The organism is Streptomyces sp. GS7 (genome assembly GCF_009834125.1).
Taxonomy (GTDB): Bacteria; Actinomycetota; Actinomycetes; order Streptomycetales; family Streptomycetaceae; genus Streptomyces.
In genome coordinates, this window is sequence record NZ_CP047146.1 from 6,786,471 (window position 1) to 6,810,357 (window position 23,887).

At 69.3% G+C, this 23,887-nt stretch carries 21 protein-coding genes and 2 pseudogenes; 17 read left to right on the forward strand and 6 right to left on the reverse strand.

The window, feature by feature from the left end:
• The first annotated feature begins 117 nt into the window (after positions 1–117).
• The 4 genes and pseudogenes from GR130_RS29510 to GR130_RS29525 form a co-directional block, all read left to right on the forward strand.
• Positions 118–1,008, forward strand: coding sequence for an NAD(P)H-binding protein (locus GR130_RS29510; protein ID WP_159507528.1), 891 nt, complete (start codon positions 118–120; stop codon positions 1,006–1,008).
• Positions 1,009–1,130: 122 nt separating this feature from the next.
• Positions 1,131–2,504, forward strand: a complete 1,374-nt coding sequence (locus tag GR130_RS29515) for an IS1380 family transposase (protein ID WP_159507529.1) — start codon at positions 1,131–1,133, stop codon at positions 2,502–2,504.
• Positions 2,505–2,935: 431 nt separating this feature from the next.
• Positions 2,936–3,142, forward strand: coding sequence for a DUF2795 domain-containing protein (locus GR130_RS29520; protein WP_159507530.1), 207 nt, complete (start codon positions 2,936–2,938; stop codon positions 3,140–3,142).
• Positions 3,143–3,305: 163 nt separating this feature from the next.
• Positions 3,306–4,304, forward strand: a pseudogene (locus GR130_RS29525) (transposase); the annotation flags it as partial.
• A 788-nt stretch (positions 4,305–5,092) separates the two neighbouring features.
• Here the strand turns inward: GR130_RS29525 and GR130_RS29530 are convergent.
• Entirely contained in the window at positions 5,093–5,467 is a 375-nt protein-coding gene (locus GR130_RS29530; RefSeq protein WP_159507531.1) for an MmcQ/YjbR family DNA-binding protein, read from the reverse strand.
• Between the two features lie 68 nt (positions 5,468–5,535).
• Positions 5,536–6,501, reverse strand: coding sequence for an SDR family oxidoreductase (locus GR130_RS29535; RefSeq protein WP_159507532.1), 966 nt, complete (start codon positions 6,499–6,501; stop codon positions 5,536–5,538).
• Between the two features lie 143 nt (positions 6,502–6,644).
• Between GR130_RS29535 and GR130_RS29540 the strand changes: the two genes are divergently transcribed.
• Both GR130_RS29540 and GR130_RS29545 read left to right on the forward strand, forming a co-directional pair.
• The gene (locus GR130_RS29540) at positions 6,645–7,040 is read left to right on the forward strand and encodes a nuclear transport factor 2 family protein (RefSeq protein ID WP_159507533.1); all 396 of its coding nucleotides are present in this window, start codon (positions 6,645–6,647) and stop codon (positions 7,038–7,040) included.
• 227 nt (positions 7,041–7,267) lie between these two features.
• A pseudogene (locus tag GR130_RS29545) lies at positions 7,268–7,998 on the forward strand (SOS response-associated peptidase).
• A gap of 89 nt (positions 7,999–8,087) precedes the next feature.
• Here the strand turns inward: GR130_RS29545 and GR130_RS29550 are convergent.
• The gene (locus GR130_RS29550; protein ID WP_159507534.1) at positions 8,088–9,257 is read right to left on the reverse strand and encodes a macrolide family glycosyltransferase; all 1,170 of its coding nucleotides are present in this window, start codon (positions 9,255–9,257) and stop codon (positions 8,088–8,090) included.
• A gap of 400 nt (positions 9,258–9,657) precedes the next feature.
• The gene (locus tag GR130_RS29555) at positions 9,658–11,112 is read right to left on the reverse strand and encodes an amidase (RefSeq protein WP_159507535.1); all 1,455 of its coding nucleotides are present in this window, start codon (positions 11,110–11,112) and stop codon (positions 9,658–9,660) included.
• A gap of 152 nt (positions 11,113–11,264) precedes the next feature.
• Here GR130_RS29555 and GR130_RS29560 point away from each other — a divergent pair, with 152 nt between their 5' ends.
• Positions 11,265–11,861, forward strand: a complete 597-nt coding sequence (locus GR130_RS29560) for a TetR/AcrR family transcriptional regulator (RefSeq protein WP_159510299.1) — start codon at positions 11,265–11,267, stop codon at positions 11,859–11,861.
• Positions 11,862–12,074: 213 nt separating this feature from the next.
• Here GR130_RS29560 and GR130_RS29565 read toward each other — a convergent pair whose 3' ends face one another.
• Together GR130_RS29565 and GR130_RS29570 are read right to left on the reverse strand one after the other, a co-directional pair.
• Positions 12,075–12,977, reverse strand: coding sequence for a ParB/Srx family N-terminal domain-containing protein (locus GR130_RS29565; RefSeq protein WP_159507536.1), 903 nt, complete (start codon positions 12,975–12,977; stop codon positions 12,075–12,077).
• A 2-nt stretch (positions 12,978–12,979) separates the two neighbouring features.
• Positions 12,980–13,708: a GNAT-like putative antirestriction protein gene (locus GR130_RS29570; protein WP_159507537.1), complete on the reverse strand. Its 729-nt coding sequence runs from the start codon at positions 13,706–13,708 to the stop codon at positions 12,980–12,982.
• A 731-nt stretch (positions 13,709–14,439) separates the two neighbouring features.
• On the opposite strand from GR130_RS29570, the gene GR130_RS29575 reads away from it, so the two are divergent.
• From GR130_RS29575 to GR130_RS29620, 10 genes are all read left to right on the forward strand, one after another.
• A complete protein-coding gene (locus tag GR130_RS29575; RefSeq protein WP_159507538.1) occupies positions 14,440–15,120 on the forward strand; it encodes a response regulator in 681 nt (226 codons plus the stop codon).
• Positions 15,120–16,301 (forward strand): sensor histidine kinase, encoded by a 1,182-nt coding sequence (locus GR130_RS29580; protein ID WP_159507539.1) that lies wholly within the window; start codon positions 15,120–15,122, stop codon positions 16,299–16,301. The genes GR130_RS29575 and GR130_RS29580 overlap by 1 nt, the downstream gene beginning before the upstream one ends.
• 185 nt (positions 16,302–16,486) lie before the next feature.
• Positions 16,487–16,756 (forward strand): hypothetical protein, encoded by a 270-nt coding sequence (locus tag GR130_RS29585; RefSeq protein ID WP_159507540.1) that lies wholly within the window; start codon positions 16,487–16,489, stop codon positions 16,754–16,756.
• A 71-nt stretch (positions 16,757–16,827) separates the two neighbouring features.
• Positions 16,828–17,436 (forward strand): stage II sporulation protein M, encoded by a 609-nt coding sequence (locus tag GR130_RS29590; RefSeq protein WP_159507541.1) that lies wholly within the window; start codon positions 16,828–16,830, stop codon positions 17,434–17,436.
• Positions 17,437–17,645: 209 nt separating this feature from the next.
• The gene (locus GR130_RS29595; protein ID WP_159507542.1) at positions 17,646–18,128 is read left to right on the forward strand and encodes a hypothetical protein; all 483 of its coding nucleotides are present in this window, start codon (positions 17,646–17,648) and stop codon (positions 18,126–18,128) included.
• 55 nt (positions 18,129–18,183) lie between these two features.
• Positions 18,184–18,627, forward strand: coding sequence for a hypothetical protein (locus tag GR130_RS29600; protein ID WP_159507543.1), 444 nt, complete (start codon positions 18,184–18,186; stop codon positions 18,625–18,627).
• A gap of 14 nt (positions 18,628–18,641) precedes the next feature.
• The gene (locus GR130_RS29605) at positions 18,642–20,351 is read left to right on the forward strand and encodes a hypothetical protein (RefSeq protein WP_159507544.1); all 1,710 of its coding nucleotides are present in this window, start codon (positions 18,642–18,644) and stop codon (positions 20,349–20,351) included.
• Between the two features lie 5 nt (positions 20,352–20,356).
• Positions 20,357–21,067 carry an ATP-binding cassette domain-containing protein gene (locus GR130_RS29610; protein WP_236574036.1) on the forward strand — a complete coding sequence of 237 codons (711 nt, stop codon included), beginning with the start codon at positions 20,357–20,359 and terminating at the stop codon, positions 21,065–21,067.
• Positions 21,064–22,014: an ABC transporter ATP-binding protein gene (locus tag GR130_RS29615; RefSeq protein ID WP_159507546.1), complete on the forward strand. Its 951-nt coding sequence runs from the start codon at positions 21,064–21,066 to the stop codon at positions 22,012–22,014. Before GR130_RS29610 ends, GR130_RS29615 begins: the two co-directional genes overlap by 4 nt.
• 3 nt (positions 22,015–22,017) lie before the next feature.
• The gene (locus GR130_RS29620) at positions 22,018–22,824 is read left to right on the forward strand and encodes an ABC transporter permease (protein WP_159507547.1); all 807 of its coding nucleotides are present in this window, start codon (positions 22,018–22,020) and stop codon (positions 22,822–22,824) included.
• Positions 22,825–23,887 lie beyond the last annotated feature (1,063 nt).

Sequence of the window (23,887 nt, forward strand, 5' to 3'; positions counted from 1 at the left end):
GATCAGGACCACCGCACTGAAGCGGGAGTCCATGCGTTGAGGTTGAGAAACCGTTCGCTTACCGAATCGGAGACAGGGGTTCCGCGATCGACAGCGGCCCCGGACGGAGGGAAACCCATGGCTGAGAAGAACCATGCCACGGTGGCAGTCACCGGGGTGACTGGGGCGCTGGGCGGCCGCATCGCGGCCCGACTCGCGGGCCACGGCGTCCCCCAGCTCCTCGTCGGACGCAGCCCCGATCGCATGCCCGAACTGCCAGGCGCCCAGCGGCGCGGTCCGGCCGCCTACGCCGATGCCGACGCCATGCGCAAGGCGCTCGAGGGCGCGTCGACCCTCATCCTGGTCTCCGGACACCGCACAGGGCGCCGGCTGGAGGAACACGCCACCGCAGTCGAGGCCGCGATCGCGGTCGGCGTGGACCGGGTCCTGTACGTATCTCTCGTCGGCGCAGCGCCCGCCGCCACCTACACCAACGCCCGCGACCAGTGGCTGACCGAACAGTTCCTGGCAGGGGCCGGGATCCGCCACACGGTGCTCCGGGCGGGCTTCTACACCTCGACGCCGGCCGCCCTCGCCAACGAGGAGTTCGTCGTGAGCGGCCCCGCGAGCACCGGCCGGGCCGCCTTCGTCACCCACGAGGACATCGCCGACGTGATCACGGCCGTCGCCCTCGACGAGGGTCCCTGCTCCGAGCACGACGGCGCGACCCTTGAGATCACGGGGCCCGAGGCCCTGACCCTCGACGAAGCGGTCACCAGGATCGCCGCAGCCACCGGCCGGCCCTACCGCTTCGAACCCGAGACCCTCGAGGACGCCTTCACACGGCGATGGCGACTGGGCATGAGCGGGGAACAGATCGAGACCTGGATCTCGTGGTACCAGGCGATCGAGAGGGGCGAGATTTCCGTGGTCACCGATGTCGTCCCCCGGCTCACCGGCTCACCAGCGACCCCGATCTCGGACGCAGCCTGGTGGCCCGCGCCGAAGACAGCGCGCGGTACCCGCTAATCTCGCGCTTTAACGAAGCGGGCTGTCCGGCCACTGATCAAGAAAGCAGAAAGTGCCTCTGACCAGTGAGAATGAGGATTGCTGAGGTCTTTGTTCCCGCCGCCGTCGGAGGCAGTTCCCAGGTGAAGAAGCGTATCGGGTCCTACCCGCGTGTCCGCGTCGAGGCCGGCGGGGCAGTGGTCTCGCGGGCGGGAGCCGTGCTGCTGGTCGACACGGTCCGCAAGACCGGGCTGGACCAGGCGATATCGGCGGCGCTGTCGCCGTGGCGCAAGCCCCGTGCGGTGCACGATCCGGGTAAAGTCCTGCTGGATGTGGCAGTCGCGGTCGCACTCGGCGGAGACTGCCTTGCTGACGTGGGAATTGTGCGGGCCGAACCGGGCGTGTTCGGGCCGGTGGCATCCGATCCGACCGTCTCCCGTCTCATCGACACCCTCGCCACGGCGGGAGACAAGGCCCTGGCGGCAGTCCGCTCGGCACGCGCTGAGGTCCGTGAATACGTATGGAAGTTGGTCGGTGTCTCGGCGCCGAATGCCGGCGGACAGGTGATCGTCGATCTGGACGGGGTGCTCGTTCTTGCGCACTCCGAGAAGCAGGACGCCGCCGCGACGTGGAAGAAGACGTTCGGGCACCACCCGCTGATGGGCTTCGTCGACCACGGAGCGGGCGGCAGCGGAGAGCCGGTCGCGGGCCTGCTGCGGCCGGGCAACGCGGGCAGTAACACCGCCGCCGACCACATCACCACCGCCGGGCTCGCGCTGGCCCAGCTGCCGAAGAAGTACCGGCGCGGACGCCAGACGCTGATCCGCTGTGATTCGGGCGGTGGCACCCATGAGTTCGTGGCCTGGCTGACGAAGCGTGGCCGGTGGCTGTCGTACTCGGTCGGGATGACCATCACCGACGCCATCCACCAGGCCGTCCTCAAGGTTCCCGCGTCCGCCTGGACGGTGGCCGTCGAGCCCGACGGCGAGGTCCGCGACGGTGCCTGGGTGGCCGAGCTGGACGGCGACGTGCTCAAAGACTGGCCCAAGGGCATGCGGCTGATCGTCCGCAAAGAACGCCCCCATCCCGGCGCCCAGCTGCGCTTCACCGACGCCGACGGGATGCGGCTGACCTGCTTCGCCACCAACACCAACAACACACCGATCGCCGCACTGGAGCTACGGCACCGCCAACGTGCCCGCGCCGAGGACCGCATCCGCGCCGCCCGCGCCACCGGCCTACGCAACCTCCCCTTCCACGACAGTGCGCAGAACCGGATCTGGCTGAAGATCGTCCAGATCGCCCTCGACCTGCTCGCCTGGATGCCGATGCTCGCCCTGACCGGCCATACCCGTAGATGGGAACCCCGCCGCCTGCGCCTGCGACTCTTCTCCGCCGCGGCCCAACTCGTCACCACAGCCCGCCGCCGGTACCTAAGATTCGCGGCCCACTGGCCCTGGACCCACCTCATCACGGACGCGACCGAACGGCTCCACGCCCTCCCGAACCCTGGCTGACCAGCAGATCCACCCGTCCCGACGAGCCCGAACCAGCCCTCCGGAACCGTGGAACCCGGCGCCCCCGACGCGACAGCCGGGCCCTCACCCTGCCCAACAAGCCGAAACGGCCCGCCAGATGAACCAACGAGCCGTCACGAAAGATCGAGGCTAACCTGGTCGCCACGGTGGGGCGGTTCGTCTGGGATGAGAATCCGTGAATTGAAAAGGGCCGGTGCTGCTTCTCTCCTCACTTCGTGGCGCCTTGAAGCGTGGGTTGGGCGGCGGGAATGTCGTCCAGTGTCCGGCGGTGGGTGCCGTGGCCGGGCTACACCCTGATGGCCGTCGCCAATGCGCTCCTGGGCTGCGTCGATGCAGCAGCACCGTTACGTTCCCAAGGGGGCCCGGCGCGGCCCGTCCTGGGCAGGTGCCTCAACTGCGAGGAGCACTAGATGTTCACCTTCGAGCAAGTCCTGAAGACTGTTCTGGCCGGATTGAACTTCCCGGCCAAGAAGGAGCAGATCATCGCTGCGTGCAAGAAAAACGCAGGCGACCAGAAGACTCTGGACGCATTGGACAAATCCCTCAAGGACGGCCAAGAGTACAAGAACATCAGAGAGATCAACAATGCCATGGCGAACACAATGATGGGGAGATAGGCCCTGGCCTGGCGACGCCCCAAGTGACGCCGTGACCACCGAGACGACGGCCACAAAAGCCGTCCAGTGATCATGGCGAACGCCAGGTCAGTTCTGACGCCTCCGCCGCCTTCACGGAGAACGGACACTCGCGGATAATACGTTGACATGGGCGGCTGAGTGTTACACCGAGAAGCGCGGCTACCCGCCGTATGACCCGCGGCTGATGGTGCGGCTGCTGATCTACGGCTACACCACCGGCGTCCGCTCCTCCAGGGCGATCGAGTGCCGCCTGGCCGACGATGTCGCGTTCCGCTTCCTGGCCAGCGGCCAGGCCCCGGACTTCCGCTCCATCGCCCGGTTCCGCCGCCACCTGGACGCACTGGCCGGCCTGTTCACCCAGTCGCTGCACCTCGCGGCCAAGCTCGGCATGGTCAAGATGGGCCGCGTCGCGCTGGACGGCACGAAACTGGAGGCCAGCGCCTCCAAGCACAAGGCGATGAGCTACGGCCGCCTGATCGACAAGGAAGTACGCATCGAGGCCGAGATCGCCCAGCTGGAAGCGAAGGCCCAGGACCTGCTGGCCGACGCTGAGGCCGCCGACGAAGCCGAGGACCAAGCCTTCGGCGTGGACGGCAAGGAGGTGGACCTTCCCGCCGAACTGGACCGGCGTGAGAAGCGCCTGGCCAGGCTGCAGGCCGCCCGCGCGCAGATCGAGGCCGAGGCCGCCGACAAGGCCCGCGCCCACGCCGAGGACAAAGAACGCCGCCGTCAGGAGCGTGCCAGCAGCATCGACAAGCAGGCCGTCACCGACGCTGGCGAGAAGGCCTCCGCCACGGCCCGGCCTAAGCCCAAGGCCCAGGCCAACTTCGCCGACCCCGACTCACGGATCATGAAGAACAGCAACGGCGCCTACATCCAGGCCTACACCCCCCAGGCCGTCGTCGACGAAGAACACCAGGTCATCACCGCAGCCGACGTGACGACCAACCCCTCCGACGCACTGAACTACACCACGATGCTCGACCAGTCCGCGGCGAACACCGGCGTCCACCCCAAGCAGGCCCTGGTCGACGCCGGATACTGCTCCGAGACCAACCTTGAGGCCGCGCGAGAACGCCAACTCACCTGCGGCACTGACACGTTCATGGCCACCGGCCGACTCGCCCACGACGAGATCGTCCAACTCGCACGTCAGCTGGCCGCCGTACCCGATCTGCAACAGTGCGCCGACCGGTCCCCGCAAGCGGCAAAGGTCGCCGACCGAGCCGCCGAGGACGCCAAGAAAGCAGGCCAACCCGCCCCGCCCGAAGCACCCATGCCGTGGCCCGGCCTGCTCACGGACCATCTCGCTGCTATCGACGCCCACCACGCCGGCACAACCGAACTCACCATCGGCGAGCGGACCGGAATCACCCACACCCTCTTCGGCCTCATCGGCTACGCCTGCCACCCCGACTACCTCGACCTAGGCGACCACAACGCCCTCGTCCGCGACATCCACCAGCTCTATCAGGCGGCCGGCGCCGCCGGTCCCCGCGGCCGCCACGACTACGCGCCCCCGAAGTGGACGTAATCGAAGCCTGGCCTGCCGGGCCCATCACGCACCGTCGGCCTTCACGACCCGTCCCGTTGTGGGCGTGAAGGCCGTCGTCGTGTTCAGGATTGTCGACGACCTCGGAAGTCACTGCGCGGCTCGGCGACATGATCAATATCGATGACTTCGGGAGTCACTGCCGCCGTCCTCGCGGGCTGAACGGGGAGCACGGTGCTGGTCGCCGAGATCGTCGAGGGCGATCCGGCGTATGCCGACGGGCTTGCTCGCCTCCTACGGGACGGTCGCGCAGGAGATCCACGGAGGTAGAGGGGGCGATCGCCGAGAGGCGCTAATGAGGCCGGGGCCCCTCGCACGGCACCCCTTGGCGTGCGGTGTGGCGGCTGGTAGGGAAGAAGGCTCGGCAGGCGGGGAGGTCAGGGTTGGTCCTGGTGGAGTCTTTGCAACCGGTCGCGGGTGGTGCGGGGCAGGCCGGCCACGACGCGTTCCCAGGAGTGTTCAATCATGTCGGCGAGCTCGTCGGCTGGCACGGTTCCGTCCAGGACCACGGTGTTCCAGTGCGGCAGGCGTGCGTAGTAGCTGGGGCCTACGGCCGGGTACTGCTCGCGCAGGTGCAGGGAAAGGTCGGGGTCGCACTTGAGGGTCACCTGGTCGGGGCGTGAGGCGTTGGCTTCGGTCAGGACGGCGAAGATCTTGCCGCCGACCTTGAACAGGGTCATCCCGGGGCCGGGCTCGCTCTCCGTCGCCTCTGGCAGCCCCATAGCGAACTCCGCAACATCCTGCGGGGTCATGACACCGGCTCCTTCGCATCGGCCGTGCGGTCCGGGCGGGCCCCGAAGGCCGGGGCCCGGTGTCGTGGTCAGCGGTAGTCGTTGGGGTCGGGGGCCTTGCCGGTGGTCATGAAGTCCTCGAAGTACCGTGCGGGGTCCGGGGAGGAGCCGTCGGTGTCCGTGAAGCCGTACTCCTGGGCGAGGGCACCGGCGGACAGCGAGCGGCCGTTGAGGCGTGCCACTTCCGGGTCTGTGGCGAGCGACGCCACCGCCCGTGCGACGTAGGTGGGGGTCTCGGAGACCGCGAAGGTCGGGTCCATCTTGCAGCCCTCGCGCCAGTTCTCCTCGCTCACCCCGAACATCTCCAGCACCGCCTCGGTGCGCATGAATCCGGGGGTCAGGCTCACGGCCGTGCAGCCGTACTCGGCGGTCTCCGCCGCCAGCGCCTTCGCCATCCTGATCGGCGCGTACTTGGCCAGGTCGTAGTAGAACGGCTCACGGTAGCGACGGTTGAACTCCTCCGTACCGTCGGTCATCTCCACCACCAGACCACCGGGCCGACGGATCATCAGCGGCAGGGCGTAGCGGCTGGTGACGAAGTGGGTCTCGACGCCGAGCCGCAGCATCCGCAGCCCCTTGTCCATGTCGCATTCCCACATCTTCCTGCCGTGCTCGACGAGGCCGTCGCCGCCCCAGACGGCGTTGACGAGCACGTCCAGTCGCCCCTGCTCGTTGTCGATGCGCTCGATCAGCGTCCGCACCTGCTCCGGCTGGAGGTGGTCGACGACGACCGCGATGCCCTCGCCGCCGGCCGCCGTGACCAGCTCGGCGGTCTGCTCGATGGTCTCTGTCGGGCGGCCTGTCTCGCTCGCGCTGCCGTGCGTGGTGCGGCCGGTCACGTAGACGGTGGCGCCGGCCCGGCCGAGCTCGACCGCCATGGCCCGGCCCGCACCCCGGGTCGCCCCCGCGATCAGCGCCACCTTCCCGGCCAGCGCCTTCCCCTCGCCCATGCCCGTGCTCCTGCCTGTGATCTTGGTGTTGTCCTGAGACGTCATAGCGGAAGCATCACCCCCGTATAGGACGGGACGCGTCCTACACGGAGCAATCGGCGACTCTGCGGATATAGGACATGAATCGACCTACATCGGTGTCAACCTCTCGGTACGACTTCTCAACGGCAACAGGAAGGCCAGCAGTCATGAACAGCAACACGGTTCACGCGGACGCCAGCGAACTCGCACACGAGTGGGTAGACGCCTACAACGACCAGGACTTCGACCGGTTCGGGGCGCTGTACACCGACGACGTCGCCTACACCGTCAGGGCCTACCAACTCGCCTTCAACGGCCGGGATGCCTTCGTGGGCCACATCCAGGAGTACGCGGCCGCCGTCCCCGACCGCAAGCTGACCCTCAAGCGCATCATCGCCGACGGGGACGACATCGCCCTCGAAACCGACTTCGCGGGGACCAGCTCCGGGGCCGTGCCGGCCCTTCCTCCGGCCGGGGAGCCGGTCACCGCCAGCTTCTGCACGGTCCTGCAACTGCGCGGCGGCAAGATCGCCTCGCAGGACGACTACGTCGGCGGGCAGTGACCTCCCCTTACCGACGACATCGTCCCCAACCCCGAGAGAACTCCAGCGGGGCCATCGCGTCCGGTCCGGAGGCCGCCCGCCCAGAGCGCGGCCGTCACCAGCCGGCGAGCGCGCGCTGTACGAGGCGCTGGGCTGGAAGAAGCACGCGACGCTGGCGGAGTGCATCTACCCGGCCCTGAAGCAGGAGCGTCGGCCGTACGCGACTGGCCGCGTGGCAGGGTGGGGGCGTGTGCGGCCGATATGCCTCCACCCGACGTCCTCAGGATCTGGTCGACCTGTTCGACGTCACTCGCTGGGATCCCGACCAGGCGCTGGATCCGAGCTGGAATGTGGCCCCGACCCATGATGTGTGGTCGGTGCTGGAACGCGTCGAACACGACACCGGCGAGGTCACCCGGCAGCTGCGGCCACTGCGCTGGGGCCTGGTGCCGTCGTGGGCGAAGAGCCTGAGCATCGGCGCGAAAATGATCAATGCCCGGGTGAAGACCGTCGCCGAGAAGCCGGCCTACCACCGAGCCTTCGCCAAGCGCCGCTGCCTCCTGCCGGCCGACGGCTTCTACGAATGGCAGGCCGTCGCGGCGACCGAGACGACCAAGGCCCGCAAGCAGCCGTACTTCATCGCGCCTGCGGACGGCCAGGTCATGGCGCTGGCCGGCTTGTACGAGTTCTGGCGTGACCCGGCGGCCTCCGACGGCCCGGAGGCGTGGTGGGCCACCTGCACGATCATCACGACCGAGGCCATCGACGCCGCGGGACGCGTCCACCCCGTATGCCGCTGGCCGTCGCTCCCGACGACTGGGACGCCTGGCTCGACCCTGCTCACCAGGACGCCGACGAACTGCGCGCTGTGCTGGCTACCCCGGCCGCCGGCCTTCTGGATGCCCGCCCGGTGTCCACCGCGGTCAACAACGTACGCAATAACGGAGCCCACCTCCTGGACGCGCTCACCGCCACCTAAGTGGTCGAGTTCGGAAATCCTTCGGGGGTTGTTCCCGTCTTCAGCGGGTCGGTGAGCAGCTTCGTCCGCGCGGTGCCTGCGTCGCGTTGTCAGCCCACTCGTTCCTTTGCCAGTTGCTCCTCGATCAGATCCGCGGCCCGGCGGGTGCCGCCCTCGGCGCGCACCTCGGCCCACAGCCAGGCCGAGCGCGCGGCACTGTGTGGATCGCCGATGAGTTCCATCAGGGCCGTACGCAGCGCCGCCGCCGTGAGGTCCGCGGTGTTGATCCGGCGGGCAACGCCCAGCTCGACCAGCCGGTCGGCGTAGAGGCACTGCTCGGCGCCGTGCGGTACTGCGATCATCGGCACACCGGCATACAGGCACGCACTGCTGCTGCCCATGCCGGTGTGCGTCACGCATGCGTCCGCGCGCTCAAGAATCGTCAACGGCGCTGTACCCGGCCGTACTTCGAAGTTGGGAGGAATCCGTTGCGGCAGCTCGGTCGGACCGCTGTCACTGCCGATGTGGAGCACCACATGCCAGCCCGGAAGATCCGCGAAGGCCGCGACACACTGCTGGTAGATCTCCCGCGGCCCGAGGTGCGCCGAGCCGACCAGCGACACCAGCAGTACCTTCTGCGCACCGGCCGGCCGCGTCCAGCCGTCCTGCTCCTCACCGGCACCGAAGCACGGGCCGACGAACGTCACCGCCTTGGTGTCGACCCGGTCTGCATGTGGCTGCATGGCGCGCGGGATCATGGCCAGCACTCGCCGCGGGTGGCCGGCGAACTCCTCGACGTTCGTGGTCACCGCGCCGCATCGGGCCAGCCAGGCGGCGAACCGCGCTCGGTGGGCGGAACCTCCGGGCAGCCCGGCAAACGCCGCGCCGATCTCCTCCCGGGCACCCTCCCAGGCCACAAGCGTCGGTGACAGCTGGACGAGGCCGCGGCCCTGCGCCTCGGCCAGCGCGCGGCCCGCGTACGCGCCGATGTCGTAGAGATAGAGGTCGGCTGGGGAATCGTCGTACGCGGCGTGCAACTGTGGGAGAACGGCCATCGCCTCGTCGAGGAAGAGGGAGGCGGAGGCGATGAGGTCCTGCGGCCAGTCCTGGTGGGCGACCGTCAGCGTTGAGGGCAAGCGGACCAGCTCGGCGCCGGTGTGGGCGATCAGCTCGACGGCGTGCTCACCGTTGGCGTACGTCACGCGATGGCCGCGGGCCACCAACTCACGGATGATCTCCAGGCTGGGCAGCACCTGGCTGACCATAGGCGTGCCAATCATGGCGATATGGGCAGGAGAGGGCATGTCAGGACTTCCTTGAATATGAGGACTACGGCAGAGAAACGCCAAGGAGCCCAACTCGGCAACGGGCAGAGCTCAAAAGGCAACGCATCGCCCAGCGCCCGGGGCACTCCTGCGCGGACGAGGCGAGACCCCACACCCTGTCAGCGCACCCGAGCGCGACTGCGCGCGCCCACGCCCTCCCCTGCACACGACCTCACTTCACGTCAACCCCCGAAGGAGTGCCGAACTCGACCACTAGGGACTGTGTGGGGTTGTGATCAACCGGGTGTCTGCAGGAGGTCGTTGATCCAGATCATCGAGGCGCGGAGGTGGAGGCCAGCGAGGTAGCTCCCACACGGGCACGAAACCGAAGGACGATCACAACCCCACACAGCACCTAGCAGGGGTTGTGGTGGCTGCTCGCCCACACGGTGGGGGTTCGCTGCGCCCAGGGAGCGGCTTGTTCCAGCTGTCCGGCGAGACGGAAGAGGACGTCCTCGCGTCCGAATCCCGCGGCGAACTGGATGCCGATCGGGAGTCCGGTGGCGAGGTCGGTCTCCAGGGGGACGGACATCGCGGGGGTGCCCGCGACATTGAACGCGGCGGTGAAGGGCGAGCGGTGGAGGAGTTGCTTGAGCCAGCCGAGACCGTCGGCGCCCTCGGCACTCCCGGCGTACGTGCCCAAGGGGACGGGCAGTTCGGGCAGGGTCGGGGTGAGCAGCACGTCGTAGTCGGTGAAGTACTGGCCGATCGCGCGCGCGACGCTGTTGCGCATCGCGAGCGCGTGGACGAACTCGGCCCCGCTGACCTGTTGTCCGTAGGCGTAACTGGCCAGCATCTCGGGTTCGACAGTGGTGGAGTCGACGGGTCGTTCGAAAGCCGCGGCGAAGCCGTCGATCCACGTCACCAGATTGGTGCTCCAGAGGCGGGCATTGGCCAGGATGAATTCCTCCCAGCTGACTCCGAGGTCGACCTGGACTTCTTCCACCCGGTGCCCCAGAGACTCGACGAGTCGTGCGGAGCGGAGTGTGGCGTCGACGACGGTGCCATCGACGGCCCGACCGCCCCAGGGCCGCGTAAGGAGGCCGATCCGCAGGCTCCCCGGGGAGCGAGTGATCTCCTGTGCGTAGGGCCGCTCCGGCCGCGGGGCGAAATAGGGGTCGCCGACCTCGGGGCCCTGGACGAGGTCCAGCAGCGCGGCGCTGTCGCGTACCGAGCGGCTGAGCGCGCCGTGGACGGCGAGCCCGTTGAAGACCTCGTCCGCGTCGGGGCCCATGGAGATCCGACCGCGGGTTGGCTTCAGCCCGAACAGACCGTTGCTGGCCGCGGGAACACGGATGGAGCCCGCTGCGTCGGTGGCATGCGCGATCGGGACGATGCCCGCGGCGACGGCGGCTCCCGAGCCGCCGCTGGAGCCGCCAGGGCTACGGGTCGGGTCCCAGGGGTTACGGGTGGCGCCGTACAGGACGCCTTCCGTGGTGGTGCTGTATGCGAACTCCGGAGTTGCCGTGCGTCCGAGCGTCACCAGCCCTGCGCGACGGAAGCGTGCCATGAGCGATGAGTCGGCCCCGGCGATGTTTCCGGCGGCGATACGGCTGCCCAGCTCCACCCGCTTGCCGGCCATCGCGACGGCAAGGTCCTTGATCAGGAAGGGCACCCCCGCCAGTGGCGTACTGCCAGGAGCCGGCGTGTCCTGTGCGGGCCAGGTCTCGACGACGGCGTTGATCTGTGGATTCACCACGTCGGACGCCAGCTGGGCGGTCGAGGCGAGCTCGGCGGGAGTCACTTGGCCGCGAGCCACCAGGTCTGCCAGGCCGACGCCGTCGTAGCTCACGTACTCGGAGAGCTTCATTTTCGTCCGTTCAGGAGCATCGATATCGGTTGGCGATACCGATCGGTACCTCATGAGACCGATCGGTATCGTGTGGGACTGAGAGGTACCGTAGCATTGCGGCCAGGGCGGTGGACCGCCCCACGGGACCGATGAGGGGCCGTATGGCGAACATGGACAGAGCCAGCAGGCAGAGCAGGGTGGCCAAGTTGCCGCCCCGGGAGCGGATCCTCGACGCGGCGGAGCACCTCTTCTCGCGTGAGGGGATCAAGGCGGTGGGTGTCCAGGCGATCGCCGACCGGGCCGAGACCACCAAGATGGCGCTGTACCGCCATTTCGCGACCAAGGACGCGCTGGTCGAGGAATGGCTGCGCATCGTCGCAGCCGACTACACCGCTGTGTTCGACCAGTTGGAGGCCGCACACCCCGACGAGCCCCGGGCGCAGATCCTGGGGATGGCCCGGTTCATCGCCGACGGACTTCCCGAGATTTCCCACCGGGGGTGTCCGTTCATCAACACCATCGCGGAACTGCCCGACCGCACCCACCCGGCGCGGCGGCTGATCGAAGCCCATAAGGCCGGCCAGGTGCGCCGGCTCACTGACCTGTGCGCCCGGGCCGGGCTGCCCTATCCGGACGAGGCGGCCGCGGAGATCACCTTCGCCCTTGAAGGAGCCCAGGTAAGCGCCCAGAACGGAAGCATCGAGCACGCGGGTGAGCGGCTCATGAGGATCGTCGAGGCTGTCGTGAGCCCGAAGGCCGCCCCGTGAAGGGTCACGCCACGGAGTGAGGAGGGCACGTAGCTGGGCATGGCAGGAACCCTGCGCAGCTAGTGCGGCCTTCTGGCAGCCCTGACGCTCGGGAGTGCATGGCCGATGCGAGCGGGTTGAGGGGGTCGTGAAGAGCCTTCGAGCCGCAATCGGACCCGTGGCGGCCGTTCAGGCCGCGGACCGCAGGTCCGTGACTCCTCCCCCAGCGGTCGGTCAATCGAAGCCCTTAACCAAGACGTCCAGTGCGCGCCACGGTACGTTCTCCGGCACCCTGCCGTCCTTGACCAGCCGATCGACGGCCGCCCGCACGGCGGCCGCGGTCTCGACCGGTACCTCCCGCACGCCGAACACGGTCTCCAGCGGGGCCGTGCCCTTGCGGGTCGCATCACCCATGGCGGCGTCGAACCAGCCGTCGGCCAGCTCGCCGAGGTGCCGATCGAATACCGCGAGGATCACCCCGAGTGCGGTTGCCGAGTTGCCGATCTTGTACGCAGCCCGCGAGGTCTCCAGCGCATCGAGCACCGGCTCGTACTGCTCCAGCCCGGCCACCCACCGCTGGTCCGCCGAGACCGTGGAACGCGCGGCGTCGAACGCGGCCTCGGCGCGCTCCAGCTCGTCAGGCAGGAACATCAGCTGCACCGAGGCGAAGTCGAGGTTCGCTTCACCCAGGCTGGAGACGTCGACCTTCTCCAGCAGGTCCAGGGCCTTGTCGTCCAGACCTGTGTACTGGCGCCACTCGACCGACTCCAGCTCGTCGTACAGCTCCTTGAGGATCGCCGGGTCGTCCTGGCCGGCTATGGCGTTGTGCGAGAGCTGGAGCGCGATCTGCCGCTGGCGGGGCAGCGGCTCGTCGATCTGCATCCACCAGATCGTCTTCAGGCCGGCCTCGATCGCCGCGAGGGTGCGGTGGTTGCCGGACAGCACGATCAGCCGCCCACTCCCGGCGTCGTTCCACACCAGCGGCGTCGAGGTCAGGTGTCCGTCCCGCTGGATGTTGGCCACCAGCTGCCGGAACTGCTCGTGCGGCAGGAAGCGCGCGTTGACGTCCAGCAGCGTCAGCGTGCGCGGGTCGCCCTGCACCATCCGCGGCGGGGCAAGTGGCGTCGGCTCGTCCATGGTCAGACTCCCGTCTGGGTCGTCGTGGCTCGGGCGCCCCACCGCTTCGCCCACGTCTGAAGGGCCTCGTCGAGCGTGTGCCCGCCCACAGCCCCCTGGTACTGGAGCTGAAACTTCCAGCCGTCCTCGTTCGACGGGCCGCGCTTGGTCAGCCGCAGCAGCCCGCGGTACTTCATGCTCACCGGGTTGTTGCTGAACGCCGTCGTGGACAGAGCCCTGACCCTGCGGGAGAACGCCCGCTGGCACAGCAGCTGCGTCTCCGCGCTCGTGGCGGCCAGCACGATCAGCTTCGACAGCCGCGGGTAGTCCGTCGGCGCGACGGCGAAGTCGGAGAGCAGGTACGCCTCGTCGGGCGTGTAGCTGCTCGGCGGCATCGCGAAGACACCCGGAATGCGGCCGACGCCGTCCTTGACCGCGACCGCGAGGTTCGCCGCGCCTGGGGCGATGCGAGGATTGAGATACCGCGAACGTATGGCGTTGAACTGGCCCGGCTTGAGCATCGACAGCCTCAGCAGTCCGCCCAGTTCCTCGCCGGCACGCAACCGGGGCGCTCTGACCGGCTCGATCGGCTGGTGGGGAGCGACGATCTGGGTCGGCGCCTCGCTCGCGTAGACGTAAAAGTACGCCTGTGCCAGCTTCGCGTGCCGCCTGGCGATGTCGCGTCGCGCCTGCCGCTGCTCAGCAAGGAACACCCGGTCCTGCTCACGGTCATACGCCGTTGCTCGCCTCACCCACGCGTACTGCCGCGACCACCGGCCCAACAGTGTCCGCGATGTAAGCAACCCCCGTGCCACCTTCGTGACACTGCGCGCAGGGCCGGGATCGCGATACACCGAGATCGCCTCGAACGCCCGAGGAGACTCATGGCTCTGGCGCTCCCAGGGATCGACGGCACCACGGCCATCCACCGGTCAGCCTTCTTTCTCTCCACGCGCCACCCAGTTTCAGCCACGTCCAGGCACAGGAGTACGAATCAAGAGGCGGACCTCAGCCAGCAGTACCCCCGCCTTCGGCCGGTGAACCGTCGGCAAGCATCGCCCGCGCGGCTGGCCTCCGTGTCGGCGGCGAGCACGCCCTGGCCCTTCGACGGCTCGCACGTGGAGCGCAGATCGCGCCGCATCGATGGAAAGCGCACCCACTACCGTCCGAGGGCCGCAAAGGCTGCACCGCCGGAGCGGCAACCAGACTGAAGCGGGAGTCTTACGCCAGGACGGGAGCGTCGTGGCTCCGGCCTGCGGACGCTGTTCCTGCATAGCGGGCGCTGGGCTCAGGGTGAGGGCATCGGGTGAGCACCCAGCTGCCGCTGCCTGTGCTGCCACCTGCCGGGATTCTTCGGGAGCCGACGTCCACGAAGCACACGCAGGAGCACACGGGGCCACTTCGCCGACCGGAACGAACTAAAGGAATGCTTAGTATATTTACCCACCAAGCGATCCGAGGGGGATAGTTCGTGATTCGCGTCATGGTTGTCGACGACGAACCGCTGCTGCGGACGGGGATGCAGCACATCTTGCGAGCGGAGCCGGACATCGACGTGCCGGTCACTTGCGAGGGGTGGGAGGCGGTGGCCGCTGCCGAACAGCATCGCCCTGACGTCGTTCTGCTCGACATCCGGATGCCGCGAGTCGACGGGCTGTCCGTGCTTGCCGGCCTGCGGGGGCAGGCCGATCCCCCTGTGGTGGCCATGCTGACGACGTTCTCCGCAGATGAGGACATCGCGGCCGCTCTACGGGGCGGAGCGGCGGGCTTCCTTCTGAAGGACACCGCGCCGCAGGAACTGACCCATGCCGTTCGACTGCTGGCGGCGGGCGGAACCGTGTTGTCGCCGACGGCCGCCGACACGGTTCGGCACGGTTTCCTCAACTCGGTGGCCAGGGCGCCGCAGAAGGCAGGACACGGCGGTGCAGGCGGCGGGGAGGCCGCAGGCGGGCTGACACAGCGCGAGCGGGATGTGCTCGCACTGCTCGCGGAGGGCCTGTCCAATGCGGAGATCGGGAAGCGACTGCTGATCAGTTCCTCGACGGCCAAGGATCACGTCAGCGCGATTCTGACAAAGCTCGGGCTCGCCAACCGCATTCAGGCAGCGGTCTACGCCCATCGGCACGCGGTGATACCGGATAGTCCAGCCCCCGTCAGTGTGTGATGAAGCGTTCACGTCTCGCGGCCGATGCCGGGACGGTGGCGCTGGCCGCCGTAGAGATCCCCGCGGTGTGGAGCCTGATCGGACCAGTGGAGCTGGTGCTGTACATCGTCACCGCCCTGCTGCTCGTGGTGTGGCGCTACTGGCCGGTGCCGGTGCTGCTGCTGACCTTGCCTGCCGCCATGACAGGGCTGCTGCTGGCACCGATGATCGCGATGTGCCATGTCGCCTTCGGAGTGCGCCGCCGGGCCGTGATCGGGGCCTGTGCGGGACTGCTGTTCGCGGTGGCTCTGGTGCCGTGGCGTCCGATGCAGACCGAGGTGTGGTCCTACGAGGACGGGCTGCGCGCCGTGATCTCGTCGGCGCTGCTGGCGCTGGGGCCCACAGCGGTCGGGGCGCTGGCCCGTACGCGACGTGAACTGGCCGGGCGCCTAGATGAGTTGATGCACAGCCGGGAGCGGGAACGGAAGCTGCTCGCCCGTTCGGCGGTGACGGAGGAGCGGGCGCGTCTTGCCCGGGAAATGCACGATGTGGTCGCCCACAACATCAGTCTGATCGCTGTGCAGGCGGGGGCCCTGCGGAGCACGGCACACACAGACGCGTCGCGAGAGACGGCTTCGACGATCGGGGAGCTGAGCCGCCGCACCCTCCATGAACTGCGGGCGATGGTGAGTGTGCTGCGAAGCGGGGAGGACCCCGGTCGGGCGGGCGCCCATGAAGGAACGGTTGAAATGGCGGTGGATGGGCCTGGGTTGGCGGAGCTGCCCGCGCTGCTGCGGGTGAGCGGGGACCACGTACGGTACGAGGCCGCGGTGCCTGCACGTCGTTGGCCGAAGCGGGTGGAGCAGGCCGCATACCGCATCGTTCAGGAGGCGGTGACCAATGCGCTTAAGCACGCGACGGGGGCCTGTGTCACGGTGGCGTTGCGGGAGAGGGCCGGGAGTGAGGCACTGCTCGTCGAGGTGCGAAACGGTCCCGGGAGCGCGGCGGGGACGGGCGCCGCTGCGTACGGCGAGGAGAGCCGGCCGCTGCCTTCGTCCGGGTTCGGGCTGATAGGGCTGCGGGAACGGGCCGAAGCCCTCGGAGGGTGGCTGGAGGCGAGGCCGACGGCCGACGGCGGCTTCTCGGTGCGGGCGGCTCTGCCGGCTCCGACCGGAGGGACCCCGCCGGTCGGCGGGGTCTGAGAACAGACGGTCGGCGGATGTACGGGGGCGTCCCGGCTTGGCAGCATTTCGGGGGTTCGGCCCGAACCACGCCGGTCCCGCCTTGAGGAAAGCAAGGCGGGACCGACACCCATGGCCATGGGTTTTCCAGCATAAACACGTCCCCTGAACGCAGGACCGGCACACCCGGTCCTGGGAGGTATGTCATGAAGAAGTCCTTCACTCGCGCGGCCGTCGCAGGCGCGAGCATCGCCGTCGCCGGCAGCGCCCTGCTGTTCCTGGGCGTCGCCGCCCCCGCCGTCCTCACCGCGTTCTTCGGCTTCACGTCGGCGCAGGCCACGGGCGCGGCGACCGCGATCATGGCTGGTATGGACGTCGCCACCGCGCTGTCCATCTTCGGTGGCGCCACCGCCGTCGGCGGCCTCGGCCTCACCCTGCTGCGCAAGGCCGTCGGCAAGCAGGCCATCGTCAAGTAACGCCGATTCCGGGGCCGCTGCGTCGCGTAACCGCCGCGCAGCGGCCCCGGTCGTACTCGCCGGGAAGCTCCATGGCAGCCCTTGAAATCCCCGAACAACACGCCGCACACCGGACCTCGGACGGATCCCCACTCTGGCTCCGGTTCCTGGGCGGGCGCGCACGTCTACTGCGTCGCCAGCGGACCGCGGTCCTCCTCGGCAATCTGCTGTGGCTGGGGCCCATCGCGGTCGGCTTCGCCGTGGGCGACCGGCTCGACCTCGGCGTCGAGCAGCGCGCCGCACACGCCGGAGGTCACCTGTGGTGGTCGATCCTCAGCACGAACGCGGGTGTCGCGCTGCTGGCCTTCGCCGGTGTCCTCACGTTTGGCCTGGCCACGATCGCCTTCAGCCTGGTGTCCGGGCTACTGACGGGGGTGGGGCTCGGCCAGGCCACGGCGCTCGCCGGGTGGGGCGACCTGGCCCGGCACGTCCTGCCGCACGCATGGCTGGAACTCCCCTCCATCGGTATAGCCGTTGGCGCTGGTCTGGTACCGCTGATCGCAGTCACCAGCTGGCTGGTCGGCAGGAAGAAGGCTCGGCCGAAGCTCCAGCACGTGCTCAGCGACTCCTTCGGACTCCTGGGGATGTCGCTCTTTCTGCTCCTCATCGCCGCGACGATCGAGACCTGGGTGAGTACCTGATGCACACGTCCCCGTGGGAAACGTCCGCAAAAGTCTCCGCGGACGCGTCCTCCTCTGGAATGACTGCTCCGGCTGTTCCGGCCGGGGCTGCCCCGCCGACCGCATCACCGGCGTCGTCCGCGCATCCTGCCGACCCGGCCGCCCCCGGGATTCCGCGCGGCGTCACGCTCGCCAGGTGGGCGCAGCTCGGCGGACTGACGGCTTGTGTCGTGCTGTTGCCCGTTCTGATGTGGCAGTTCCGGGATCTCTACCGCTCCGAAGCAGTGACCAAGCTGCCTGGGGGAACAGCGGGACAGCTGGACGTGGCCGCCTGGGCGGCCTGGGCGGCGAGTTCGCTCTTCAACGGCGTTGCCTACCTCGTGCTGGTCCTGGCGCTCGGGGCACTGGGCGCCGCCTGCTGCCGCTGGGCAGGCGCCACGGTCGACTTCCGCGGTCTGCGGTGGGCTGTCGGTGCGGTGACTGCCGGCTATCTCGCCCTGCGGCTGGGTGTGTTCGTACTGCTGTCGCTGGCCGGGGCAAGTGACCGTGCGCTGCTCGACTGGCTCTCCGCCCCCGAGCCGAGCCTGCTGTTGCTCGTGGCCGCTACCGCCGTCGTACTGGGTCGCGCCGCGCCCGAGCTGAGGCCGCTGCGCAGGGCGGCGTGTGCGACCGCGCCCGCCGCCCTGCTCGGACTGCTCTTCGGCGTGTTGTAAGCCCGACAACGTCACCATCCGCGCCCGCCCCGCACGAGAAAGCATCCCCCCACCCATGACTGTTCCCCACACTGCCCGGACCTCCGCCGGTTCCGCGCGGTGGCGGCGATTCGCCACGTTCGCAGTTCTTCTCACCACCGCGCTCGCCTGGTGCCGGGCGGCGCTCTACACCCTGCAGCGGGACGAGGTACGAGCCGCGGTGGCCGGTTCACCGCGCCTATCCGACACCAACCGGGCTTTCGTCGCCGAAGCGCAGGACATGCTCCAGTGGGCCTGGTGGGGCTTTCCGGCGCTACTGCTGGTGCTGACCGCCATCGCGCTGGTGCTGCGCGTGGGGCAGTTCCTGCTCATCGGCGTCAGCGGCATGGTGGGACCGGCGCTGGCGGCGAGCGGTTTCCTGTTCCCGGGGACCGTTCCGTTGCAGGTGCTGGCGGCGCTGTTCTTCGTCACGCTGGTGTGCTCCGTAGCCGCGACAGTGCTGCCCGGACGGCCAGGATGACGCACCGTACCGCGGTGCCACAGCACCCCATGACGGGGGCGCGGCGGTCCCGGACGCCCGGCCGCCACGCCCGCGCGGCGTTCGCGCTGGTACTCGCCGACGGACGACGCAAGCTCAACCTGCTTCAGGGGCGGGCCACCCCGCAGTGGGCGCAGATCGCCACTGCCGTCTGCTTCGTCCTGGGGGCAGCCGCAGCCCTCGCCCTGGCAGTCGGCGCGGGGCTGCTCGCCGCGCACACCCTCCCCGTCACCTCCGCCGACCTGGGCGGCTTGGCGCGCTACGCCTGGCTCCCCGCGGTACTCGTGGTCGCCTCCATGATCGCCGGCGTCCGGCCGAACGAGATCCGGCTCGTCGTGGACCCGCCGGACCGGGAGGTGCTGCTGTCCCTCCCCATCACGCCCGGGGACCTGCTGTTCGTGCGCGCGGTGGGGCCCGCCCTGCTGGCGGCCGGCGGGGTCGCCGTGACGGCCTGTGCGTTCCTCACCACCTGGCTGAGCGGGTCACCTGCCGGCAGCCAACTCCTCCCCGCGGCACTCACGCTCGTCGCGGGACTGCTGCTTGTCAGCCTGGCCCTACGGCTGGCGCTGACCGGGTTGCTGGCGCTTGCCCGGGACGGCGCCGCCCGACTGCGAACCCTGCTGCTGGCAGCGGGCGGCGGGGTCGCCGTGGGGATCGCGATCGCCCCGTTCACCGAAGGGATGCGGGCACAGGGCCCGTTGGCCCAGGCACTGCCGCGCCTCGCCGGCCAGGCCCTCAACGCCGTACGGCCGGGCTGGTGGGACGCCATGGTGGGCGGCGGCGCGTACCGCATCGCGGCCGTTGCCGCCGCGACGGCCCTGCCACCCGCCGCCGTCGCGCTCATCCTGCTGCGGCGGGCCGCCCTCACCCGCGTCCTGCGGGTCGGCGGGGCTCCCCCTGCCGCGATGCTGCGCACCGGGCGCGCGGCCAGGGGGACGCACCGGTGGGACCGGCTGCACCAAAGGTCCGTGCTCATGGTGTTCCTGGCCAAGGATCTGAGGGCGGCACTGCGCGGTCCCGCAGCCGCCACCCTCGGGCTGCGGCGCTGTCTGCTGGGCGGGATCGCGCTGCTCGGAACGGGAGCCGGCCATGCGCTGGGCACCGGGGGCGGCAGTCCGCTGGCCATCCCCACTGCCACCGCGGTGGGGGCACTGGTGGGCGGCGTGCTGCTGGTGGCCGACGAGGCGGTGCAGGTCGCCGGGGTCGAGGCGGAGCGGAAAGCGTGGAACGCTCTCCTTCAATCCCCACTGTCCACCGGGCAGTTGAAGAGCTGCAAGGCGGTGTCCTTCGCGGTCGTCGTCGCGGGCTGCGTCGCACCGGGGGCCGTGGGCTGGGCCCTGCTCACCGGTGGGACCGGGCCCGACCTCGTCCCGCTTCTCCTCACCGCTCCCGCCGCCGCGTGCGCGGTCGGGGCGGCCGCCGTGGCCACATCCACCGTGATGCCGCCCGCCGAGCACAGCGGCCAGGGCCGCATCACCCGCTCCCCCGCCGCGGGGGTCCTCCAGGCGACCCTGACCGGTGCCGTCATGCTCCCCACCGTCGCACTGATCCCGCTGCTGCCGGGCGGTGAACCACTGCTCCGCGCGCTCCCTCCCCTGGTGACGTGCCTGGCCCTGCTGTCGGCAGCCGCGGTGCTCCTCGCCCGTTCCCCTTCCTCCCGCTACCCCTCCGCACCCCCCGTCGACCGAAAGGCGGCACCCCGTTGATCACGATGCGCGGACTGTCCGCAGGCCATGGCGAACACGCCGTACTCCGTGGCGTCGACGCCGAGTTGACGGCGGGCGAGTTCGTCCACCTCGTAGGTGAGAACGGCTCCGGCAAGAGCACCCTGCTCCGAGTCGCCGCCGGGCTCCACAAACCCAGCGGCGGCGAGATACGCATCGGCGGCCACCCCCCGGAGGCGCCCGAGGCGAAAGCCCTGCGGGGCTACGTCCAGGACGAACCCCCGCTCTACGACTACCTCAGCGTGCACGAACAACTCGCCTTCACCGCCCGCCTGTGGGGGGTACCGATAACCGGGGCTCTGGGGACACTGGAACGGTTCGGCGCGGACCAGTGGACCGGACACCTCATCCGCGAACTCTCCCTGGGCACCCGAAAAAAGGTCGGGCTGGCCGTGGCCACACTGCACAACCCGCGGCTGATCCTGCTCGACGAGCCGTTCAACGGCTTGGACCACGCAGCCGTGCGCGAACTCACCGCCCTACTGACCGAGTGGAAGCGCGACGGCCGGACGGTGCTCGCGGTCAGCCACGGACACCACGGACTCCACGGCCTCCTCGACCGCAGACTGCACCTGAAGGAAGGACTGCTTGTGGAGGGGGGCTCGGTGCCCGACCTCATTGCGGACGGCCCGGCCCCGGACCCGCGCACGACCCCACTCCCCGAGGACTCCGCCCAGACCTCCGAGGACTCCCAGTGATCGACATCCAAGACCTGACCAAGCACTACGGCGACCGGACCGCCGTGGACGCCCTCACCTTCCGCGTCGAGCCGGGCGCGGTCACCGGCTTCCTCGGCCCCAACGGCGCGGGCAAATCCACCACCATGCGGATGGTGCTCGGGCTCGACCGCCCCACAGCAGGCCGGGCCACCGTCCTCGGGCGGCCGTACACCGAGATCCGATACCCGCTGAACGAGGTCGGGGCGCTGCTCGACGCCCGCGCCATGCACAGCGGCCGCTCTGCACGCGGCCATCTGCACGTCCTGGCCCAGAGCAACCGGATCCCCACCCGCCGGGTCGACGAGGTACTGGCCCAAGTCGGCCTCTACGAGGTCGCGGGAAGGCGGGTCAAGGGCTTCTCCCTCGGTATGCGTCAGCGGCTCGGTATCGCAGCGGCCCTCCTCGGGGATCCCGCCGTCCTGCTCCTGGACGAACCGGTCAACGGCCTTGACCCCGAGGGCATCCGATGGGTGCGCGATCTCATGCGCAGCCTGGCCGCCGAGGGGCGCACGGTACTGGTCTCCAGCCACCACATGAGCGAGATGGCGCTGACCGCCGACCACCTCGTCGTCATCGGCCGCGGCCGCCTCCTCGCCGACACCACGGTCAAGGAATTCGTGGCCGGCCACGCCCGCCGGGTCGTCCACGTCCGCACCCCGCACCGGGACCGCCTCACCACGCTGCTGGACGGCGCCGGCATCAACCACGTCCTTTCGCCAGGGGACGACGAGCACAGCCTCCAGGCATACGACACCGAACCCGCAGCCGTAGGCGACCTGGCCGCCTCAGCGGGCCTGGCCCTACACGAACTACGGCCGGAACATGCCTCGTTGGAGGAGGCGTACCTCGGCGTCGTGGCGGGCGACACCGAATACCGCACCGCCCTCACCGGCGTCCCAGCCGTCCCCCCTCACCAGGGAGCATGAGCCATGACCCGCCCCCTCACCACCGTGCCCGGCGGCCCCTCCCTCCTCCGCGCCGTCCTGCTCTCCGAGTTCACCAAGCTCCGCACAGTCCGTTCCACCGCCTGGACACTGGCCTCCACCACGGTCATCACCGTCGTCACCGGCACCCTCCTCTGCCTCCTCACCCGCTACGCCGCCCACGAGATGACGGCCGCCGACCGCGCGACACTCGATCCCACCGCGACCAGTCTGTCCGGCATGGTCCTGGGCCAACTCGCCATAATCCTCTTCGGGGTTCTCGCCGCCTCGGGCGAGTTCGCCACCGGCATGCTGACCGCATCCGTCCAAGCAGTGCCTCAGCGCGGCCTGCTGCTCACCTGCAAGGCCGCGATCGTCGGCACCGTCGCCCTCCTGACCGGCTGCCTCACCTCGTTCACGGCCTTCCTCATCGGCCAGGCGACCCTCGGCAGCCTTGCCGCCTCCCTCGGTGACCCCGGTGTCCTCCGCGCCGTCCTCGGCGGCGGCCTCTACATGGCGTCGCTCGCCCTCTTCGCCCTGGGTATCACCATGGCCCTGCGCACGTCGGTCCTCGCCCTGGGCATCCTCATCCCCTTCTTCTTCCTCATCTCCCCCCTCCTCGGCGCTCTCCCCGCCACCTCCCGGTTCGCCGCCTACCTCCCGGACGCTGCCGGCTCCAGAATCACCGAGGTCCATCCCGCGCCCGGCCCCCTCGGCCCCTGGCCCGGCTTCGGCGTCCTGACGCTGTGGGTGGCCATGGCACTGGCGATGGCTTACGCGACGCTGCGAGGAAGGGATGTACGGCAGGGCTGAACGAGGTGCGGAGCTTGACCTCACGCACAGCGGCGGTGCGAGCGCAGAAGCACAGGCGCTCGCCGGACACACGCCCGCACGGGCGCACACGACACAACCTGCACAACGAAAGCCCGCCGGCACCCAGGCGGGTCAACATCCAGGCATAGCGCCCAGCGACTCACTCCAACCCGACACACGAACCGGCATCCACCCCACACAACCACCAAGCACAACCACCAACCCAAAACCAAGGAACAGGAGAGGAAGGAGGGTTGTCAGCGCCTCACACGCACTTACCAACCCTCCCTGACCAGGCATTTCCTCCGGATGGCACTCTCTGTGAGGGGTCCCTCAAGGAGTCCTGTAAGGGGTCTCATGAGGAGCCCCTCACGGAGTCTTTTACGGGGTCCTACTACGGAATCAGGCGCACGGCCACGAGAGTGCATTGCTAGCCAAACCGAAACCGCCGGACACCACGGCGGCGATACACCCCCGGGAAGGCACAGCCAAAGGTGGAGTACCCGCAGGGCGCGGGTGAATGCCCAAGGTGATGCCCGAACGGGTCGGCCCACCTTGCGAAGCGACCAATTTCCAGCGCTGGCCCGACTACGAGCTTCATGTCAACGAGACAATGACGTCGCGTGGTTCCTGAAGTGCAACGGGATGGATGGCGCCGGCTGGTCGCGGAACAACCTGGGCAGCTGCGTGGCCTGGCGGTTCCCGCTGTTCGGTACAGAGGTCATGGTCGCGGACCGCCGCGGTGGGCACAACCGGGGCCCTCCCCGCCTACGCCAAGGCCGGTCCCGCGGATCCGTACGGGGGGCCGATCGACACCACAGCGACGTCAGGCGTGGTACCGCGTGTCGTGGCCGAACTGGCGAAGATGCATGGAGAGTTGCAGTCGCTGACTCTGTGGAGCCAGGCGGTCCGGGAGCCCGGAAGGAACTCGACGATGAACCCGATCAACATAACCGTGCATAACCGCTCACACCCGATGTGTTGCTCACGTGTCTCTGCTGGCACCGGGAAGTCTCTGCGCCTCGTGAGCTTGCCACCACATTCCTCCCGGAAGTTGGGGGCC

Coding starts and splice junctions, on each gene's coding strand:
- GR130_RS29510 (WP_159507528.1), top strand. CDS start 118: ATGGCTGAGAAGAACCATGCCACGGTGGCAGTCACCGGGGTGACTGGG.
- GR130_RS29520 (WP_159507530.1), top strand. CDS start 2,936: ATGTTCACCTTCGAGCAAGTCCTGAAGACTGTTCTGGCCGGATTGAAC.
- GR130_RS29530 (WP_159507531.1), bottom strand. CDS start 5,467: ATGACCCCGCAGGATGTTGCGGAGTTCGCTATGGGGCTGCCAGAGGCG.
- GR130_RS29535 (WP_159507532.1), bottom strand. CDS start 6,501: ATGACGTCTCAGGACAACACCAAGATCACAGGCAGGAGCACGGGCATG.
- GR130_RS29540 (WP_159507533.1), top strand. CDS start 6,645: ATGAACAGCAACACGGTTCACGCGGACGCCAGCGAACTCGCACACGAG.
- GR130_RS29550 (WP_159507534.1), bottom strand. CDS start 9,257: ATGATTGGCACGCCTATGGTCAGCCAGGTGCTGCCCAGCCTGGAGATC.
- GR130_RS29555 (WP_159507535.1), bottom strand. CDS start 11,112: ATGAAGCTCTCCGAGTACGTGAGCTACGACGGCGTCGGCCTGGCAGAC.
- GR130_RS29560 (WP_159510299.1), top strand. CDS start 11,265: ATGGACAGAGCCAGCAGGCAGAGCAGGGTGGCCAAGTTGCCGCCCCGG.
- GR130_RS29565 (WP_159507536.1), bottom strand. CDS start 12,977: ATGGACGAGCCGACGCCACTTGCCCCGCCGCGGATGGTGCAGGGCGAC.
- GR130_RS29575 (WP_159507538.1), top strand. CDS start 14,440: ATGGTTGTCGACGACGAACCGCTGCTGCGGACGGGGATGCAGCACATC.
- GR130_RS29580 (WP_159507539.1), top strand. CDS start 15,120: ATGAAGCGTTCACGTCTCGCGGCCGATGCCGGGACGGTGGCGCTGGCC.
- GR130_RS29585 (WP_159507540.1), top strand. CDS start 16,487: ATGAAGAAGTCCTTCACTCGCGCGGCCGTCGCAGGCGCGAGCATCGCC.
- GR130_RS29590 (WP_159507541.1), top strand. CDS start 16,828: ATGGCAGCCCTTGAAATCCCCGAACAACACGCCGCACACCGGACCTCG.
- GR130_RS29600 (WP_159507543.1), top strand. CDS start 18,184: ATGACTGTTCCCCACACTGCCCGGACCTCCGCCGGTTCCGCGCGGTGG.
- GR130_RS29610 (WP_236574036.1), top strand. CDS start 20,357: ATGCGCGGACTGTCCGCAGGCCATGGCGAACACGCCGTACTCCGTGGC.
- GR130_RS29620 (WP_159507547.1), top strand. CDS start 22,018: ATGACCCGCCCCCTCACCACCGTGCCCGGCGGCCCCTCCCTCCTCCGC.